This window comes from Citrobacter freundii complex sp. CFNIH2, from assembly GCF_002880615.1.
Lineage (GTDB): Bacteria > Pseudomonadota > Gammaproteobacteria > Enterobacterales > Enterobacteriaceae > Citrobacter_A > Citrobacter_A amalonaticus_F.
The window spans coordinates 4,053,501-4,071,329 of sequence record NZ_CP025757.1 but is presented as its reverse complement, the minus strand read 5'-3'; the positions used below and the strand labels follow the sequence as shown (position 1 = coordinate 4,071,329).

The window sequence follows — 17,829 nt, the reverse complement described above, 5'->3', positions numbered from 1 at the left end:
TGTCCACTCTGTTCCTTCATGTCGCTTTAGTATTTATTAACCGTTTGTATAGTCTGCTATTTTTTTGGTCAATCAGCTTACGCGTTAGCGCCCAACGTTCCCGGTAGACAAGCTTGTCGCTCACCTCAAGTTCAAGCGCGATTTCTTTAACTGACATTCCCTGCAGTAAATGAAAAACAATTTGCTGTTCGCGTAATGTGAACAAAAAACTTCGTGAACGGCATTTCCTATTACCACTGATCACGGCATCACAATGCACCATGAAAGCATCTATGCGCTCTCTGGTCGCATTGAGGTCTTGCAGCCCTTCGAACGACAGAAAAGAGGTATGTTCTGGTTTATACATGTCCACAAAAAAAAGGATATGATTAAAACTCATTCGCTTTATCTCTTCCCCTTTTGCCGACAGGGTGATGTCATTTTCAAGTACGCGATCGCGTTGCTTATAAGTCACATTAAAACGCAATGAAAACGGGATAAAGTTAATGTATTTATCAATCAGGTGAAATGGAATATCTTCATTGAGTTCCATTTTCAATCCGGATTCATGCAATGCATCTTCAAAAAGTGTATGAATAGCAATACCATCATAGATATTTTTTGTCAGATAAATAAACTTATACCGTAAGGATGAGGAATTAAAATTGAGCATAGCAGTATCCTTCGCATTAATTTTTATAGGTATTGACCACGCCATAATCATCAATCCATGAAAATGTTTTGACAGTACTGTTTCCCGTTGCACTTTTAGGTAAAACAACCGTTTTTGTCGACAACGGTGTGAGGAGACCATCATCAGGCAACTGTTTTATTTCCGTACCGTCTTTGAGCGTAAAATCCATTAATGTCACATGCAAAGGCGAATTATTCTTTACCAACAAACAACGATTCTCTCCACAATTCGAGGCGGTTATCTGTATTTTTTTTACACTGTCTTCCAGCGTGTTATCCGCCAACGCCAGCGGTCGCCAGAATAACTTTACGCGGGTACGAAAAGCGACCTGCAACGCGCCGGAGCCACTCTTGTCTTCCGCAACTGGCGGGACTTCCAGCGTATTCAGCCAGAATAGAGACTCTCTGTCTCCAGGCAGCGTATGCCGATCGCCGACGAACTGAATACGCACCGTACGAGATGTGTTGCCTTCAAGTCTGAAAATTGGCGGCAAAATCATAAACGGCGTTTTTATTTCCTCTGGACGCTCTAAAAGTGACTCTTTTTCCGTCCATAGCTGTAATAAAACAGGCCTCAACCCTTCATTGTAAACCGTAAATGTAGACTCACGATCTTTCTCATTAATTATCACTCGGGTGTAATTAATATAGGTCGCCGCCATTACCGATGACGGTAGAAAAAGTAAAATCAGGAAGTGATTCAAAACATGCTTGAGTCGTTTCTTCATGCACCCTCCTTTATTTATAAACCAGGGTAAAGGTCACCGCGCCATTGACAGTTCCTGAAGACACGTTCGTCTCAGTCTGGTATAACCCGGCACGTAGCGGCACGGTATAATTCGCGTTATTCTGCGTCGAATCGTAATCGGTCAGAAGATACGCGGTATTAAATGACAGAGGGATATCCTGATCGTTCAATAACTGGATCCCAACCCCGCTGGCGGTTGACGCACTTGCCAGCGCAAAAACACCATTGGCATTATTAATAATGGCCGTGGTCGGCGTAAATAAATAACTGATACTCGATAATCCCGCCGGGCACTTCGTGAAATTCAGGTTAAAATCGGTACGCGCCGCGGTATACCCTACGCCGCTAAAATCCGTTCGACTGACCGGGGGCAAATTAACCGTGACATCCGATGTCGTACAGGTTCCCCCTGTTGTCGAAATCACCAGTCCCCCCGCCAGAAAATCAGCAATCATATAGGTTCCGCTTCCGACGGAAGTGCTGCCCCCATAAGTCTGGTAATGACGCATGTACATCGGGTCGAAAACGGAGGTGCTGCCCGCGGTCAATGACGTGGAGGTTTTAACAAAGCGAATCTGGACATCCACGCCAAGATTCCATGAACTGCCATCGCCTGTCACCGTGAATAACTGCGTGGGTGTCTGATAAACCCCGTTGGCAACCATGAGCGGATACCAGTCGCTGGTTTGCCCTTTCACCGTGTAACGCCAGCGGGCAATATAGCCCAGACCGACTTTTACCGCGGTGTTATAGACATTGTAACTTTGTCCATCAACCTGGGTGGTGCCCCAAATGGTATAGGGAGGGTATCCCTGTACGGCCATCGGGATAGCATAACTCTGGTAGTTGGTTCGATGAGAGCAGGTCCAGGCTGTTGGGTTGTATGAGGTTACCCAGTTTCCCAGTAAGTCCCCTACTGCAGCGTCTTTACCCACCTGGATGGTCGTCGAGTCAAAGTACTGGTAGTAGCCATTAGTACGATCACAATTTACCCATGTCCCGTCGGCACGCGCCACGCCGCACATCGCGACCAGTGTCAAAAAAGAGAGTACGACTCCCGTTACGATAGATTTCATTTTTCACTCCTTAATGACTGGCATACCGCGTCAGCGCGACGTAAATCGGCGGCATTCGCACTTTCTTGTTCTGATAAGCGGTAGCTGAACTGGCATTCCTGACCTGCAGCACTTCCCCATTTCACGCGTAATGTGCCCGACAGATTCTTAACGCGAGCGAAACTTTGCCCACCCTGGGCGATATAACCAACAATATTGCCACGCTCATCCACGACATCTGCGCCAAACGGCAGCAGCTCGCCGGTATGTTGAAGGGTAAAAAGAACCGAATATCCCTTGTCCGTTGCGTATTTCATCAATACCACCGCGCCTGCGGTAGGCACGCTGTTCTGACTGGTGACGTCCAGGGAGACATCATTCGATAACCCTTTCGGATCGAGTTCGATGGTGTTCTGGCGATACGGGGAGAGATAAGGCACAGCGGCATTACCGCTACGGTTAAGGCTGAGGCTGCTGTTGTTCGCAATCTTCGCGCCTCCGGCATGCTCGGCTTCGATAACCGCCATGGTGTCACCCATGATCGGCGTCAGTACAACGCCGTTTTGCCAGGCAATAGCACCGCCAGAGAGGTTCATACCATACTGTTGATAACCCTGACCCGCAGAGAAGTTGCCCCCCATGGTGGTCCAGGGTGACGTCCAGCTTCCACTGGCCCCACCGGTGGTTTTACTGCTGCTATGATCGTAATGATCCTGATTGGCAAACGCGCTCCAGTTATACTGGCGGTTTTCTCCGGAAGTTCCGGCGATTGAGTTTTGCAATCCCCGATGCCCGCTCTCCTGGACATAGGTGGAGCTGAGATAAGCTGAGCGCGCACTGTTCCCTAACGGTAAAGAGATACCAATTGCGATTTTGTTGTCCCACTTGTCTTTAACCAGATCGCGGGTACGACTGGCATTGAGGTTAAAGTTGAACCACTTAAACGCATTCGTATAGCCCAATTGATATTCGGTATCGCGTCCGCTTTTATTCCAGTAATCCTGGGTACTGGCGCTGACGTTAATACTCCCGAGCGTATCTGAAATGGTTTGCGTCGCGCTGAGTTGCAGCCGATTTTTACGGTTGATACTGCTGGAATAGGCGCCTTTATTCGTTCGCTCTAAGTCGCGCATCAGCATTGCGTCATCAATATCGTAATAACCCGAACTGGAATAGCGATAGCTCGCCAGCGTGATGTTGGTATCCACGACAGGTAAGATCTTGGCAAATGAAAAACGGATGCTTTGGCCTTCACGTTTACTGTCATCCGCAAGCGTCGTGCGAGCATGCGTGATATCAGCAGAAAGGGCGCCAATAGGGGTATTGAGCGCGACACCGCCGGCGACAGATTGATAATCTTCCCCTCCAATGGCACCGGTGTAAGTCGTCAACAGGTTGGTGAAACCGTGACGAAACGTCCCCATCGCAATCTGCGGCTTTTCATTAACGGAGGAATTTCGATAGCGCCCGGCCATCAGCGAATAGCGACTGGTTCCCGGACGCAGTAATTCAGCGATAGAGGCGTAGGTGACGGTAAAGCTGTGCTCACTTCCGTCTGCCTCTTTAACGGTAACCAGCAGATCGCCGCCCGTGCCGTTGGGGTACAGATCATCAATACGGAACGCGCCAGGCGGGACGGTCGATTGGTAAATGCGCACGCCGCGCTGACTGACGCTGACCAGAGCGTTCGTGTTGGCCACGCCAGTAATGACCGGCGCATATCCACGCTGTGAATCCTCATACATACGATCGTCTGAAGTCAGCATCACGCCGCGAAAACCAACGCTGTCAAAAACCTGACCATCGGTGGTGGAATCGCCCATCACCAGCTTACTGCGTAACGGGATAATGCCCCGTTCAAGGTAAGTGCTGGTTGAGTCATATTGCCAGCCCTTATCATTATTCCAGTTAAAAATACCGCGATAGCGTAAGCGCCACGCCTCCCAATTGAGTCCCCCCATCAGACCTAAATACTGGGAAGACATGGAATCCGATCCGGACATATCGGCATGCCATGCGTTGTAATCATATTGCAGCGTCGCAGCAGGGATGCCGTTATCCCATAATTCCGGATTCACATAGCCGCGAACCTGGCGAAGTAGCCATACCTGAGGCGCCTGCACATTAATACGCTGCGATGTCACATCGTAATAGGCTGTTAAATCGGGAGAAATATCATTAATACGTACGCAGCTGTCATCATTTTTGAGCAACTGACGCATTTCTGGTTCAATTTTATCAATATCGATACCCAGCATGGAGACCAGCGTTAACGTAAAGCAAGGTCTGGCGACGAGAGGATTACTTTTGTCGTTTTCAAATTTAACTTCGCCGCGTCCTTTCCACTTATCATTCACATAAAGATCAACATGATATTGTCCCTGCGGGACAGGATTTCCCCGTGAATAATTACTCACATCAATCGCTGAACGCAAAAAATCACTATTAAATTGCACGTCATCAGTGTCAGCGAAGGCAACCTGAACGGATACGAAAGAAAAGACAATGAATTGAGCAACGCGGGTGAGTCTCAGAGAACAAGAAATAGCATTATGGGCTATTTTGTAATTTATGCTCATTTGTTGTTTCTCCACCATAATCATTTATTACACTGTAAAAAAATGAAGCATCACTTAACCTTGCTGACTTTTTATTAGCGAGGGGGAAGACTATTTCACTTTTAGGATTGACCATCCGTTGTGGAAAGTTCTCTACAGATGCTAAGACTTCGGACTCTTTTGTCTTACGAATCTCAACCTTGCTAAAGGTGATGTAATAAGGAGAGTCGTTGACAACTTTTATATTGTTCCCTTGCAGGGATAGTTTTAGTTCTTTATATGACTGTAATGGTGTTGGCTGCAGATTATCCGGACGGTAGAACAATTTAATACGGGTACGAAATGCCAACTGCATACGTGTATTCCCCGACGTCGCAGCCTGTGCTTTTGGCGGAATCTCCAGCATGTTAAACCAAAAAAGAGACTCTCTGTCCCGCGGCAATGCTGGATTTGTCGCCATGATTCGCACAGCCTGTCCTTTCGCCGGGTCGATTCGAACCACAGGAGGCGTAATGAGAAATGGAACCGTGACTTCTCCAGGTTTTGCCCGTGGGTTACCATCGTCCATCCATATTTGTAAAAGATAAGGATGACTCCCCCGGTTTTTTAGCTGTACTGTCGACTCCTTGTCTTTTGCATTAAAGACAATGCGTGTCCCATTAATAACAACATCAGCCATGACGTTCAGTGAGAACATCGAAAATAATAAAACCATACCGGAAGATAATATCTTTAACATCTCGTTACCTCATAATCAGGAGTAAAGGATGTCCCCCTTACTCCTGTTTCTGTTACTCGTATACCATGGTGTAATCGACCTGAGTCGTTACAGAACCCGCAGTAGATGTGCCTGTTGCATAATATTGTGCAAAGTAATTCAGTGAACCGCTGCCAGACGAGATATCAACCGGGATATCATTCTGACCAGCCGTTACAGAAGCCCCTGCCACAATCGCATTACGATCGGCATTTAATAATTGAACCTGAACGAAAGTTGCTGCATCAGCCGCTGCAGTATCAATATTCAGACGACCGGTGGTGCTATCAACATAGGTACCGGGTTCAAAATAGGTGCTGGCATTATTCAACGCCGTACCTGAACAGTTGCTCAGTGAGATCGTAAATGGCGTCGCACCGGCTGTTGCCCCTGCTGTGGCGAGGGTAGAAGCAGAGACGGTTGGCAGTGTTACCGTTGCATCATTACTGCCGCCATCGACAGAAATAGTACAAGTGGTATCAGTAATTTGTCCGTTAATTGTAATAGTGCCATCAACTGCAAATGCCGAAGCAGTAAATGCAGAAGTGAAAACCATTGCTAATGCGGACAACGCAAAATTATATTTACGCATAATAAATTCCCTGTTGTGGTTGATATAAATGAACAGCCCATTGAATGTGTTATTAAGATAAAACGATTATCGCCCCATTATGAATACGGGTACTGAATAACACCTTTCGGTTCCATTGACATGATATACGCAAAACTTTCATCCGCAATATTAGGATTTTTCAACCGAAACAGATCAATCCAAATGCTTATAGGAAAATAAAGTGCTGCCTTCTATCTGTGCTATTCACCCTTATAAATATATCGATTATTAGGTTTTTATAAGACAGCATCGGTTAAAAAAAGATATAATTTTATAAATCGATTAAATTGATCTAGATCAATGCATAAAGAAAAACGCACCTAAATTAAACGCCTCAAGATCACATTTAAAACAAAAAACAAAAACAATTTAAACAAAAAAGATACATTTATTGCCGCATTTTTAGCCATAAATACCTTTTTTCACAATTAAGAGAATAATCCTGATAAATCGACTCAAGTACTTTACGTAATGCATTAATAACTAATAATTAATTACGAATGAAACATTTTTTCATTTTTTTGTAAGAAAAATCTTAAATCAATAAAAAACGTAACCATCGTTAAGCTGGTGTTGCAAAACCTGCCAATTCCAGGAATTTTCCCGGAACGATCTTTTCTTTTAGTCACATACTTTTTCTTAGAATATAAATCTACAGATTACTCATCATAACCTTACAAAAAAGGACAAATGACTATTAGAAACGGGGTTTTTGAGTACAAAAAAGAAGGGAAGAACATTGTTGATTGAAAAATCCGAACACAAGAAAAAGAAGGGGTATTCTCAATACGCGTTCAGGATAACGATCGCAATGAGCTTTATCGCCAGAAGAACACCTCTGGCGATAAAATTTATGTATCTGAATACGTTACCGATCACCAGCCCGGCACCGCGCCGCCGTTAAAAATCGTCTCAGCCGCTTTTGCGACTTCAGGTGACTGATAAGACGCCAGAAATTCCTTAACATTTTCCGCCTCTTTGTTATCTTCCCGCGCCACCAGGATGTTCACATACGGCGAATTTTTATCCTCAATGAAGACGCTGTCGTGTACCGGCGAAAGCCCGGTTTGCTGAATGTAGGTGGTACTGATAATCGCCACGTCGACTTTCGGGTCGTCCAGTACGCGTGGCAGTTGTGCCCCTTCCAGCTCCATGATCTGTAAATGACGCGGATTGGCGGTGATATCCAGCGCCGTTGGCAGCAGACCTTTTCCTTCTTTCAGGGTAATCAGCTTCTCTTTTTGCAGTAACAACAGCGCCCGCCCAAGGTTGGTGGGGTCGTTCGGGATTGCCACCGTCGCGCCGTCCGCTAATTGATCGACCGTTTTTATTTTTTTCGAGTAGCCGGCCATCGGGAAGACAAAGGTATTCCCCACCGCCACCAGCTTATAGTTGTGTGCCTGATTATCCTGCTCAAGGAACGGACGATGCTGGAAAACGTTGGCATCCAGTTCGCCGTGGTTGGTGGCGTCGTTCGGCAGCAACGAGCCGCTGAAACCGACCAGTTCAACGTCGAGACCGTATTTCTCTTTCGCCACTTTTTTGGCGACTTCCGCCACATCCTGCTCGGCGCCGTTAATCACCCCGACTTTGATGTGCTTTGCATCGCTGCTCTGTTGGTCGCAACCGGCCAGCAACAATCCCGCCAACAGTACTGCCGCCCCTGTCCGTAAATGAGGTATCGTCAATTTCACGTTTTTATCCTTTTGAAATAACCGCCTGATGAGTAATGAAATGACTATAGCGGGAAGGCCGCTGCGGTTTAAAAAACGAAAAGGCATCAATAAGAAGAAAAAGGCATAACGGGGGAATAAATGAAAAACCGACGGCGCTGCGCAAATCACACGCAGCGCCATTCGGTTCAGGCCAACGCTTTGACGCTCTCCATTAAACGGACGATATCTTCAGGGCGGGTATTGCCGGTTTGCGGGTCGATAATCGAACTGTACACATGCGGCATAACACGCGGCATCCCCGCTTCCAGGCAGGTTTGCAATATGACGCCAAAGTTATCCAGGTCGATACCGCCGGTTGGTTCAATCAACGTCATGCCGTTGCGGGCGGCAGTGGTTGCCAGCACGTACAACTCCGGCAGCGAAGCCTCTCCGCCCATCGGAAAGAACTTCGCCGCGTGCGCCCCCATATCCTGCATCATCCGCACGGCAGCATCGCAGGAGACGCGCGCCGGCGTGCCCTGGCTGCTGTTGACGCCGGTGGAGATCAGCACCTCACCCGGCGTGCCCGTCGGGCTGACCAGCGCATTGATATGGGTCTGTTCTCCCCCCGTCGCCGCCAGCGCGCCCGCGGCAAAACCACTGCCGGTAAAGGTCTGGTTGACGTGCGCCGGATGAACCTGTGACGCAATCATCGCGGCTTTGTAATACTGCGCGGGATCGCCCGCCCCCAGGCCTACGGAAATCGAGGGAACGTCTACCATCCAGCGTTTCACCTCCTGAACGCCTTCGTCGACCGACGAAAACTGCGCAGACAGGATGCCAATCACCGCATGTCCCTCAGCGGCGTCATAGATTTCCCTGGCGTTAGCGATATCTTTCGCCAGCACGTTAATCGCCACACGCTGACGATAAAAGTTAATCTGCTGCATGTTCTGCTATCTCCTTGAGTCGCGCCACAATCAACGCCATTTCCCCCTCAGCGACCGTACGTGGGTCGAGGCTGAATACGCCCTGATGGAGGTTATAGCGCCGTGCGTAAATGGCGATATCGCCACTTCGCAGTTGGGCTTCGACTTCACGCGCGTCCAGACCAAACGCCTGCGCATCAACCCGAACGCGAATGCGCCAGATGGCGCGCCCGGCTTCGTCCTGCTCGATATCAGCGGTCAGCCCGCGAATGGACGAAATCGCCTCCGCCGTCGGTTGCAACTGTTCGGCGGTCACCACGGCCTGCCCCTGGTGATAGTTTTCCAGCGCATACACCAGCCCGACCATGTTCTCCTTGCCGATTTTCATCGCTCTGGCAATCCCGTGATGTTGCGCTTTACAGGCGGCAATCCACGTTTTATTGCCGGTGATAAATCCGGAGGTAGGCGCATTAAAGGCTTTCGCCCCGCTGTAGACAACCATATCCGCCCCGCTCGCGATCCAGGCGTGTAAATCCTCCTCGGCGGCAGCATCGACAATCAGCGGCAGGTTATGAATCTGCGCAACCTGCACAAAGTCGTCAATGCTGAGCATGCCCTTCTGCACGCAGTGGTGCGATTTCACATACAGCAGCGCGGCGGTCTCGTCAGTAATGGCGCTCTCCAGTTGCCAGCGTGCAACCAGGTTACTCGAGCCGACTTCCACAACGCGCCCGCCGCCCAGACGAATGGCGCTGGTAATCGGCGCGCCGTAGTCCACGTTATGCCCGCGCAGCATTACCACTTCGTTGGCCATTCCGCGGCTGTCCGGCATCAACGCTACACGCGCCTGATCGCCGCGGGTAATGGCGGCCGCCACGGCAATGGCGATCCCCGCCGACGCGCAGGAGGTCACATAGCTGTCCTGTGCGCCGGTAAAGCGGGAAACCAGTTCACCGGTGCGATCCACCAGCTTATCGATTTCGACAAAGGCGGAGGCCGCCCGCGCCGTGGCCTGCATCACCTCCGGCGCGACGCTGGAGACGCCAAGAATCGTCATCTTGCCGCAGGCGTTAATCACCTGTTTTAGCCCCAGCTGTTGATAGATATTTTGTGTCATGACTTACAACACTCCCAGCAGCGAACAGACCACGCTAAGCGCCACAATCGACAGCAGAATGGTGGTGTATCGCGGCCCTTTCTTCACCAGAAAGATGTAGATGGCAAACACCGCCGCCAGCGGCAACAGACCCGGCGCGATGGAGTCGAGGATCTGCTGCACGACCACTTCAGAACCCTTCAGGGCGCTGATTTTCAACGGCGTGGTGATCTTGACGTAGCTTGCCGACAGCGCGCCCATCATGATCAACCCCAGCACGTTCGCGCCGTAGATCAGTTCTTTGATTCGCCCCCCCTGCAATAGCCCGACGATAGAATCACGTCCCAGAGTGTAGCCTTTGTGGATCAGACCGTAGCTGATCGCCAGGGTAATCGCCGGATAGAGGATCAGCGGCGCAATACCGCCAAACGCGCTGCCATTGGCGGCGAAAGGGATGAAAATCGCAATGAGCAGCGGCATGACGGCAGCCCAGACGATGGAGTCGCCCATCCCGGCCAGCGGACCCATCAGACCGGTTTTAATCCCGGTAATTGAGGCATCGCTGATCGGCTCGCCGCGCGTTTTCTGCTCTTCCATGGCGATGGAAATCCCCTGGATCACCGCGCCAAATGTTTGCTCGGAGTTGAAGAAGTTCAGGTGTCGTTTCAGCGCCTCCACCTGTTCCTCTTTTTGCGGGTAGAGCTTTTTGATGATCGGTGTCATCGAGGCGCAGAAAATCAGGCTCTGCAAACGTTCATAAGAGTTGGAGACTTCCGCGCCCAGCCAGTAGATAAACCACGCTTTGGTGATATCCGCTTTGGTCAACGCCCCGGTTGTCCGTGCGCGCTCAACCAGTTCATGCTGCATTACGTCGCTGCTCATCATGCTGCTCCTTCATTTTTCGCCAGACCTTTAATCAGGAAGGCCACACAGGTACCGAAGATCGCCATCGCCATGATGTCCACCTTGAGGTACAGCACCGCGAAGAATCCACCGATAAACCACGGCAGCAGGCTCTTTTTACCGATCACCATAATGGTGATCGCGAAGCCCAGCGCTGGTAGGATCCCGCCCATGATTTCAAAGGAGTGGGTCAGCCAGTGCGGCATCAGTTTGAGGAAACTTTCCACCACGTCCTGACCGAAGTAGTTCGCGGCAAACACCACCGGGAAACGCAACGCCAGTCCGAGCAGCGCCGGGTAGAGGAACGCACAGCGCATAATGCCCGACATGTTCGCCGTTTCCGCGTGCTTATCCGCCATATGCACCCAGGCGGCGTTCAGGGTACGACGTAACTGGTCAAGGAAGACGCCGATCACGCCGAAGGGGATCGCCAGCGCAATGGCCAGGTTCGGATCCATCCCGGCTTTCACCGCGATGGGAATCGAGATACAGGCCGCCAGCGCCGGATCTGACGGCACGTTACCGCCAGGCGTTGAGGTCACGCCGAGATAAACGAGCTGCATCCCCGCGCCGATAATCATCGCGGTCTGCATGTTGCCAAGCAGCAGCCCGACGAAGACAGCCACCACCACCGGCTGAAGCAGCATGGCAGAGAAGGTGTAGCCAAGGCGTAAGCGGGCAAACCAGTAATACAACCCCATGAGGCTTGCAAAAACTAAGGTATCCATAGTGTTATCCCATTATCAGAGAATTAGAATTTTTTCAGGATATCGTCCAGCGACTGCGGTTTATCTTCCGGGATAGTCTGGAAGAACACCTGAATCCCACGACTTTTCAGGTCGTTAAGAATGCCAACGTCTTTTTCATCGAGCGTAATGTTCTGGAATACCGCTTTGCGGTTTGGTCCACCGCCCAGACCACCAACCTGAATCGTGGAGACATCAAACCCCTGTTGTACGGCCTGCTGAATCGCCGCCAGAGAAGGGAACAGCACCAGCACATTGCCGTCGCCCAGTTGGCTCTCTTGCCATGAGGCCGCAAAGCTCTGGTTGCTGTAGCAATCCACTTTGATGTTCGGCGGCGCGGCCATCAGGTAGATGTTTTTCATAAACGGATCGGCATCCAGTTCATCGCTGACCACCGCGATGCGGTTGGCCTGGGACTGTCCGACCCACTTCGTCACCACCTGTCCGTGGATCAGTCGGCTATCGATACGACATAACACGATGTTTGCCATGATGATTTTCCTTATTGTGATTGTTGTAATTGACGGACGTGAGCGACAACGTCCAGGCAACTGCTGCGTCCGGCTTCCACCAGTTCGCTGACGCAGGTGGTCAGTGAACCGTGTTCACGTTTGTCCAGTGCTTCCAGCAGCAGCGACGCGTTCAATCCGGAAATGACTGCCACCGGATAATCCGCGCTCAGCCGCGCCGCCACATTCGACGTCGTGCCGCCAACAAAATCGGTCAGAATCAGTGAGCCATCCGGCATGGTTTTCACCACGTCTTCGACACGCTGATAAAACTCGCCCAACGTATCGACGGGCATCAGCGCAATTTCCGTCACGCCTTTAATTTCGCCCATCACCATGCGCAGGCTGTTACAGAGCTGTTGTCCCCAGCCGCCATGCGTAAGCAGCAGAATTTCGGGCAACGGTTGAGTGGTAGTCAAAATGGCCTCCTGGCGCGATTACATGAGACTTGCAATGCCTGATGGCGCTTCGCTTATCAGGCCTACGGATAGTGCTTTTGTAGGCCGGATAAGGCATTTATGCCGCCATCCGGCAAAACTCATCAAAGTAAGAGCAAAGGCTGTGCCAGTATTTGTGTCACGCGAGGGGGAAAGGAGAGCGGGCAAGGCGCAACGCCTCGCCCGTTAAGGGATCAGCTATAAAGCAGTTCGTAGATATAAAAATATTCCGCATCCGATAACCGGATGGCATAGGCCTCTTCGGTCGGCAGAAACGCAGATTTAATGACACTAAACGCGCGGGGATCCAGATTCGGTTTGTTTTCCAGCGCCATCTGTAACGGTTTACGGTTGATCACGATACGCTCAACCATGCAACAACAGTGGATCAGGAAGCGTAGTGTCACCTGGCGACTGGGTTTGAGGGAAAGCGCAGTCGTCAGATGGTTAAGCACGCCCTCCATCTCCTTCAGAATGCGCTGCGGATTGAGCACTGAAATATGGTTGATGATGCTCTCCATAGTCAGCGCGCTGATAAAGCGCATCGCGCTGCGCTCCATCTCCAGACGGCGCTCGGCGCTGGAGAGATCCGGCGTCAGCAGGCTTAACACCAGCTCCGGTCCTTGCTCAGAGAACAGTTCTTCCAGCGAGATAAACGGAATATCCGGTAGACCGGGCTGGAAAGTGCCGACAATCCCCGCCAGTCGCTCATTGGCATTCAGCGCCTGCTGGACTCGTTCGAGACTGCGTACGTCGTTGTAATCGAGGATCACCATTCGCGTGTCCTGCGACATCAGTTCGCCGAAGCTCTCCTCGAGCACTTTTTTAATCTTTTCCGCCGTCCCCATGCCGGTAATGCAGGAGACGACCAGCACTTTGCCGCCGTTTTCCTGCTGCGGCGTACACAGCTGGCAGGGGATGTTTTTACTCTGCATGAGCGCCGCCAACTGGGGTAAATCGCTGGTTTCGTAGCTTAAATCTAGCCCAATCTCCAGCAGGCTGGTCAGCGTGATGTTGGGCATCAGCAGGACGTCTATCTGAAATAACTTGCTGATCGTACTGCCAAAATGTACCAGCGAACCAATATCGACCATCAGGATCAGCCGCTGATAGCGTTGGGTCTGAATAATCTGGGTCAGCGTTTCCAGCGTGTCATGTACTGACTGCTCAAACGGCATGTCGACTGCGCTGAACAGGTCGCGTTCCAGTACACGGTTAACATACTGCGCCATGCTGGTCGCGGTTGTCGCGCCGTGAGCGACCAGAATCACCCCGCAATCCGGACTGGCATCAATGCGCTGGCGGTAGTGACGACACTCTTTCAGGAACAGACACAGCCAGACGACTTCTGTCGCCGGGCACTGAATATGCAGCAGTTCATTGATTTTGCGGCACAGCAGCGTGGCGTTATCGTATTCATCTTTGCAGCGATCGAGGATCAGGCTGGAAGAGTAGAGCTGGGGAATCAACCCGCGCTGGACATAGCCAATCAGCGCCAGGAAGTGCTTGCGCAGCGGGTTTACCAGATTTTCCGGCAGCGTAAAACCCAGCACCTGTTCCACGCAGCCGATCAACAGCGTCACACGTTCTTCGATTTGATCGCCATAACGCGGTGGATGCGCCACGCTATCGCGACTATAGAGGCCATATTCGAAGATTGAACTCAGCTTGTTTTTCAGGATAGCCAGCGTTTCCGCTGGCGGGACATTACTGTTGCGCAGATTGACATATTCACGGGTCAGGAAGCTGTAAAACAGATCGCTCTCTTCGATTTCCGCCCCGGTCGCCAGCGACGTTTTCAGCGCCGGCAACGTGCGCGCATCAATGTTCAGCCGCTCTTTCCCTTCAAACAAGGCATCAACCAGCAGACGTTGCTCCGGCGTGGCGTGGAACGGTATCTCTGCCAGCCGTTTATCCAGCTGTAGTGTGTCATTATGTTCCGTCATCCCCGACGCCCACGCCTGGGCGCACAGGAACTGGATATCGCTCTTCAACTGACCAATGTTGCCCTCCAGCGGTTTGTTCAACAGCCAGAGCAGTAGCGTTTTGTCGATGCTGACCGTGCGCTCGATTTTGCGACTTTCGCGCTGCAGGAAACCGACAATCAGCTCCACTTGTTCTTCAATCGATCGCTGACGAATTCCCGGCAAATCGATACTCACCTGAATTCGTCGCTGGAAGGTACGCAACAGCGACGAACTCGCCGGTTCCGTGGTGGCGCAAATCAGCCGTACCGAGATCGGACGCGCCTTGCTGCTGTCCCCCAGTGGACGGTACTCACCCTTATCGAGAATAGAGAACAGTTTTTCTTGACCTTCGTAGGGCAGACGGTGCACTTCATCAAGCAGTAAATAGCCGCCATCCGCCTGCTCAACCAGACCGGGTTTATTCTCGTTCGCGCCGGTAAATGCCCCCTGACGATGGCCAAACAGGTGTGAAGAGAGCAGTTCCGGGTTATGGGCGTACTCGGCGCAGTTAAAGTAGACCAGCGGCGGCGGGGAACCGACGGCCTTTTCGCAGGCGAAGCGGTGCATCAGTTCGGCAAAAAAGGTTTTCCCCACGCCGGACGGGCCGGTCAGCAGCACATGCAACCCCTGCGGATAGAGCACGGCGGCGCGGCCTTTTTCAACCGCATCGCGCAGGCTGCGGTCGTAGCCAATCAGGCCGGTGAAAGGATCGTCGTCGCCCGTATTTTCCGCTTGCGGAAGCAGGTCGGCCACTGAGCGCACCTCGCGCTCGCTACTCTCCAGTTTGCGTCCCAGCAATGTCTCCAGCGTCTGGCGGTGCAGGAAGAACACCGGACGCCCCCGGCTTTTAATCGCCAGACCGTCATTCCACAATTGGTTGAGATCTTTACTGACCGAGTTGCGCGCCAGCCCCAGGTTGAAGCCAATCGCCTCCGCGGTGAATGCCGTCTCCTGCGCCAAATCGGCACGATCCAGCCCACGCGTCAGCCTTTCAAGCTCTCCCAGTACGATCTCGATCCGTCTCATCTCTTTACCGCTTAAGAATTAAATGATTGTTCAGAACATACACTATTCTGCTATGCAAGAAAGTGAATCGGCGTCCAGACGTCACGGCGAATGCCTCCGGTCATCAAAATGTTTTCGATAAATAATGCCGGGCAGCCCCTTTTTCCGGGAAGTCATCAAGCGTCAGTTGCAGTTGGTAACCGTTCTTCTGGTAGAACGGCAGCGCCTGAAAACTCAGGGTATCGACCAGCGCATGGAGACATCCTCTTTCGCGAGCGGCGTGCTCTGCGGCCTGGATTAGCTGGCTACCGTAACCGCCTTTACGCAGAGATTCATGCATCCATAACAAATCAATGCTCAGCCATTCCCCTTTGATTTTGCCAATTAATCCCCCCCGGATTTTCTGCTGCTCGTCACGCCAGTAAACCGCCAGATCGCCAAAATTTCTCGTTTGCAGAAACTGAAAATTGTAAGCACGCAATCCGGTGAGCAGCGCGTTTTGATCGTCTTCGGTAACGGTATCGGTAATCTGTATCTGCATTCTATCCTCCTGAAAAAATACAACTTTTGGCTGAAGCGTTTTCCGACATTCGCACGGGCAGCTGAGAGAGTCGTACACCGTCTACACTTATTCTTGAAATGATGCGCATCGACTACAAGGATTATTATCATGAAACGAGCCGTTTTACCGATCATTGCCGCCCTTTTCTTGCTGCCGGCTCTGGCGCAGGCCGACTCGCCTTACGGCGCACTGCAATCCGCGCACGAAAAAAATACGATACTCAAAGACTTACGCAAAATTTGTACGCCGCAAGGTTCGCCTTCAGACGAGGCGTGGGAAAAAACGATCATGGCGAATGAAGGCAATCAGCAGCACATCCGCGAGGCGGCGGTGGCGATGGAAAGGAATAATCAGAGCAACTACTGGGAAGCGCTCGGCAAGGTGGAATGCCCGGATATGTAGCGTGAAGCCTGCGCTTCACGCCCGATAATAAGCTTACCGCTGGCGAACATCCGGAATGATGAGGTCGCCGCGCAGCACGTACGATCCCAACATGCTTTGCGTTTTTTCATTCAGCCAGCTGACAATCCGCGCCGCCATCGCATCCATGGAGTATTCGATTGCCGGGATGGTCGGGATCCCCGGCAGATGCAGCGAACCGGCAAGGCTGAAGATCATAATATCTTCCGGAACCGACTTATTAAACGCCTGCAATTGCGGGATCACCCGCTGAGCCTGCTGCTCATCCGCCACCAGCAGCGCGTTAAAATTGAGCGTGGAGGCGTTATTCAACAACTCCTGTAACGCTACCGAGGAAGAGGTGGCTTCCATAAACACCAGGTTACGGTTAAAGGGCAGGAAATTCTTCTCCAGCGCATGTTTGTAGCCGAGCAGCACCTGTTTGGAGAAACCCATGCCTTCAGGATGAATGAGGGCTATCTGCCGACGATTTTGACTAATCAGATAGTTACAGGCTGTTTCGGTGGCAAAGCTGTGGTCAAACTGAATACTGGTCACATCGTCGCCCGCTTCCAGACAATCTACCAGAATGACGTTTTCCTGGCTGATATTCAGCGGGAAACGCGCCCCAATAATCAGCACATCGTCACACAGGCCACAGCTTAATTCATCGAGGGCGCTCATCACCTCTGCTTTGGTGTTAGCGAAGCGAAGCAACAGGTGTTTTTGGTGCTGGCTCAGATGTTTTTCCAGTGCGTAAAGGTAGCCCGTCGTCTGGTTGATGTTGTCCTGCGCGCAAATCACGCCAATGCAGCCGGTGCTCTGGCTGAGTAGCGACTGGGCAATCACATTCGGACGATAGTTCAGCTCATCCACCGCCTTTAACACGGCAAGACGACTGGCTTCCTTCACACCACGCGATCCGCTCAACACGCGCGACACCGTGGCTTTAGACACGCCAGCCAAACGCGATACATCGTTGATAGTAGACATCATTCTCCCCTGACAGAGCCTGCCTGGCTCCTTCAATCCTGAATTTAACATTGGCTCAAATAATCACCACCCGCAGTATAGCTGTTTCCGTTTTTCATGGAAACCGATTTTCCGTTTCCACTCAAAAAGCGTGAAATAGCACCAAAAGCGTGAGCCAAATCCAAATAATTAGCCTTATAAGAATAAGATATTGACGGTTGTCACAGTTCCGTTTGCTTCGTATGG

General features: G+C 51.2%; 17 protein-coding genes. 1 reads left to right on the top strand and 16 read right to left on the bottom strand.

Annotated features, from left to right (window positions below; all coding sequences use genetic code 11):
* Nucleotides 1-16: 16 nt before the first annotated feature.
* The 15 genes from WM46_RS19995 to WM46_RS19920 all read right to left on the bottom strand — a co-directional run bounded on the left by WM46_RS19995 (nt 17) and on the right by WM46_RS19920 (nt 16,191).
* The gene (locus tag WM46_RS19995) at nt 17-652 is read right to left on the bottom strand and encodes a hypothetical protein (RefSeq protein ID WP_102603122.1); all 636 of its coding nucleotides are present in this window, start codon (nt 650-652) and stop codon (nt 17-19) included.
* 16 nt (nt 653-668) lie between these two features.
* Nucleotides 669-1,400: a molecular chaperone gene (locus tag WM46_RS19990; protein ID WP_102603121.1), complete on the bottom strand. Its 732-nt coding sequence runs from the start codon at nt 1,398-1,400 to the stop codon at nt 669-671.
* Between the two features lie 10 nt (nt 1,401-1,410).
* Complete coding sequence (locus tag WM46_RS19985) at nt 1,411-2,496, bottom strand: fimbrial protein (RefSeq protein WP_102603120.1); 1,086 nt, start codon at nt 2,494-2,496, stop codon at nt 1,411-1,413.
* Complete coding sequence (locus tag WM46_RS19980) at nt 2,493-5,054, bottom strand: fimbria/pilus outer membrane usher protein (RefSeq protein ID WP_102603119.1); 2,562 nt, start codon at nt 5,052-5,054, stop codon at nt 2,493-2,495. The genes WM46_RS19985 and WM46_RS19980 overlap by 4 nt, the downstream gene beginning before the upstream one ends.
* The gene (locus WM46_RS19975) at nt 5,026-5,772 is read right to left on the bottom strand and encodes a molecular chaperone (RefSeq protein WP_061075867.1); all 747 of its coding nucleotides are present in this window, start codon (nt 5,770-5,772) and stop codon (nt 5,026-5,028) included. The genes WM46_RS19980 and WM46_RS19975 overlap by 29 nt, the downstream gene beginning before the upstream one ends.
* Nucleotides 5,773-5,824: 52 nt before the next feature.
* The gene (locus WM46_RS19970) at nt 5,825-6,382 is read right to left on the bottom strand and encodes a fimbrial protein (RefSeq protein ID WP_061075866.1); all 558 of its coding nucleotides are present in this window, start codon (nt 6,380-6,382) and stop codon (nt 5,825-5,827) included.
* 896 nt (nt 6,383-7,278) lie between these two features.
* The gene (gene nlpA, locus WM46_RS19965; protein WP_061077953.1) at nt 7,279-8,097 is read right to left on the bottom strand and encodes a lipoprotein NlpA; all 819 of its coding nucleotides are present in this window, start codon (nt 8,095-8,097) and stop codon (nt 7,279-7,281) included.
* A gap of 167 nt (nt 8,098-8,264) precedes the next feature.
* Nucleotides 8,265-9,008 (bottom strand): 2-dehydro-3-deoxy-phosphogluconate aldolase, encoded by a 744-nt coding sequence (gene dagF, locus WM46_RS19960; RefSeq protein WP_102603118.1) that lies wholly within the window; start codon nt 9,006-9,008, stop codon nt 8,265-8,267.
* Nucleotides 8,995-10,104, bottom strand: coding sequence for a D-glucosaminate-6-phosphate ammonia lyase (gene dgaE, locus WM46_RS19955; protein WP_102603117.1), 1,110 nt, complete (start codon nt 10,102-10,104; stop codon nt 8,995-8,997). Before dgaE ends, dagF begins: the two co-directional genes overlap by 14 nt.
* A 3-nt stretch (nt 10,105-10,107) precedes the next feature.
* Nucleotides 10,108-10,968, bottom strand: coding sequence for a PTS system mannose/fructose/sorbose family transporter subunit IID (locus WM46_RS19950; protein WP_161215577.1), 861 nt, complete (start codon nt 10,966-10,968; stop codon nt 10,108-10,110).
* The gene (locus WM46_RS19945; protein WP_042323417.1) at nt 10,965-11,714 is read right to left on the bottom strand and encodes a PTS mannose/fructose/sorbose/N-acetylgalactosamine transporter subunit IIC; all 750 of its coding nucleotides are present in this window, start codon (nt 11,712-11,714) and stop codon (nt 10,965-10,967) included. The genes WM46_RS19950 and WM46_RS19945 overlap by 4 nt, the downstream gene beginning before the upstream one ends.
* Before the next feature lie 23 nt (nt 11,715-11,737).
* Complete coding sequence (locus WM46_RS19940; protein ID WP_061075863.1) at nt 11,738-12,223, bottom strand: PTS system mannose/fructose/N-acetylgalactosamine-transporter subunit IIB; 486 nt, start codon at nt 12,221-12,223, stop codon at nt 11,738-11,740.
* An 11-nt stretch (nt 12,224-12,234) separates the two neighbouring features.
* A complete protein-coding gene (locus tag WM46_RS19935; protein ID WP_061075862.1) occupies nt 12,235-12,660 on the bottom strand; it encodes a PTS sugar transporter subunit IIA in 426 nt (141 codons plus the stop codon).
* A gap of 212 nt (nt 12,661-12,872) precedes the next feature.
* Nucleotides 12,873-15,671, bottom strand: a complete 2,799-nt coding sequence (gene dagR / locus WM46_RS19925) for a transcriptional regulator DagR (RefSeq protein ID WP_102603115.1) — start codon at nt 15,669-15,671, stop codon at nt 12,873-12,875.
* A 103-nt stretch (nt 15,672-15,774) separates the two neighbouring features.
* Nucleotides 15,775-16,191, bottom strand: coding sequence for a GNAT family N-acetyltransferase (locus WM46_RS19920; RefSeq protein ID WP_102603114.1), 417 nt, complete (start codon nt 16,189-16,191; stop codon nt 15,775-15,777).
* Between the two features lie 129 nt (nt 16,192-16,320).
* Between WM46_RS19920 and WM46_RS19915 the strand changes: the two genes are divergently transcribed.
* Entirely contained in the window at nt 16,321-16,614 is a 294-nt protein-coding gene (locus tag WM46_RS19915; RefSeq protein WP_102603113.1) for a YicS family protein, read from the top strand.
* Between the two features lie 33 nt (nt 16,615-16,647).
* Here the strand turns inward: WM46_RS19915 and WM46_RS19910 are convergent, their stop codons facing one another.
* Nucleotides 16,648-17,604 (bottom strand): LacI family DNA-binding transcriptional regulator, encoded by a 957-nt coding sequence (locus WM46_RS19910; protein ID WP_102603112.1) that lies wholly within the window; start codon nt 17,602-17,604, stop codon nt 16,648-16,650.
* Nucleotides 17,605-17,829: the final 225 nt, after the last annotated feature.

Excerpts from the sequence above, each read along its gene's own strand:
- WM46_RS19950 (WP_161215577.1), bottom strand. The coding sequence starts at position 10,968 with ATGATGAGCAGCGACGTAATGCAGCATGAACTGGTTGAGCGCGCACGG.
- dgaE (WP_102603117.1), bottom strand. The coding sequence starts at position 10,104 with ATGACACAAAATATCTATCAACAGCTGGGGCTAAAACAGGTGATTAAC.
- WM46_RS19940 (WP_061075863.1), bottom strand. The coding sequence starts at position 12,223 with ATGGCAAACATCGTGTTATGTCGTATCGATAGCCGACTGATCCACGGA.
- WM46_RS19920 (WP_102603114.1), bottom strand. The coding sequence starts at position 16,191 with ATGCAGATACAGATTACCGATACCGTTACCGAAGACGATCAAAACGCG.
- WM46_RS19945 (WP_042323417.1), bottom strand. The coding sequence starts at position 11,714 with ATGGATACCTTAGTTTTTGCAAGCCTCATGGGGTTGTATTACTGGTTT.
- dagF (WP_102603118.1), bottom strand. The coding sequence starts at position 9,008 with ATGCAGCAGATTAACTTTTATCGTCAGCGTGTGGCGATTAACGTGCTG.
- WM46_RS19910 (WP_102603112.1), bottom strand. The coding sequence starts at position 17,604 with ATGTCTACTATCAACGATGTATCGCGTTTGGCTGGCGTGTCTAAAGCC.
- WM46_RS19995 (WP_102603122.1), bottom strand. The coding sequence starts at position 652 with ATGCTCAATTTTAATTCCTCATCCTTACGGTATAAGTTTATTTATCTG.
- WM46_RS19915 (WP_102603113.1), top strand. The coding sequence starts at position 16,321 with ATGAAACGAGCCGTTTTACCGATCATTGCCGCCCTTTTCTTGCTGCCG.
- dagR (WP_102603115.1), bottom strand. The coding sequence starts at position 15,671 with ATGAGACGGATCGAGATCGTACTGGGAGAGCTTGAAAGGCTGACGCGT.
- WM46_RS19980 (WP_102603119.1), bottom strand. The coding sequence starts at position 5,054 with ATGAGCATAAATTACAAAATAGCCCATAATGCTATTTCTTGTTCTCTG.
- WM46_RS19990 (WP_102603121.1), bottom strand. The coding sequence starts at position 1,400 with ATGAAGAAACGACTCAAGCATGTTTTGAATCACTTCCTGATTTTACTT.
- WM46_RS19985 (WP_102603120.1), bottom strand. The coding sequence starts at position 2,496 with ATGAAATCTATCGTAACGGGAGTCGTACTCTCTTTTTTGACACTGGTC.
- WM46_RS19975 (WP_061075867.1), bottom strand. The coding sequence starts at position 5,772 with ATGTTAAAGATATTATCTTCCGGTATGGTTTTATTATTTTCGATGTTC.
- WM46_RS19970 (WP_061075866.1), bottom strand. The coding sequence starts at position 6,382 with ATGCGTAAATATAATTTTGCGTTGTCCGCATTAGCAATGGTTTTCACT.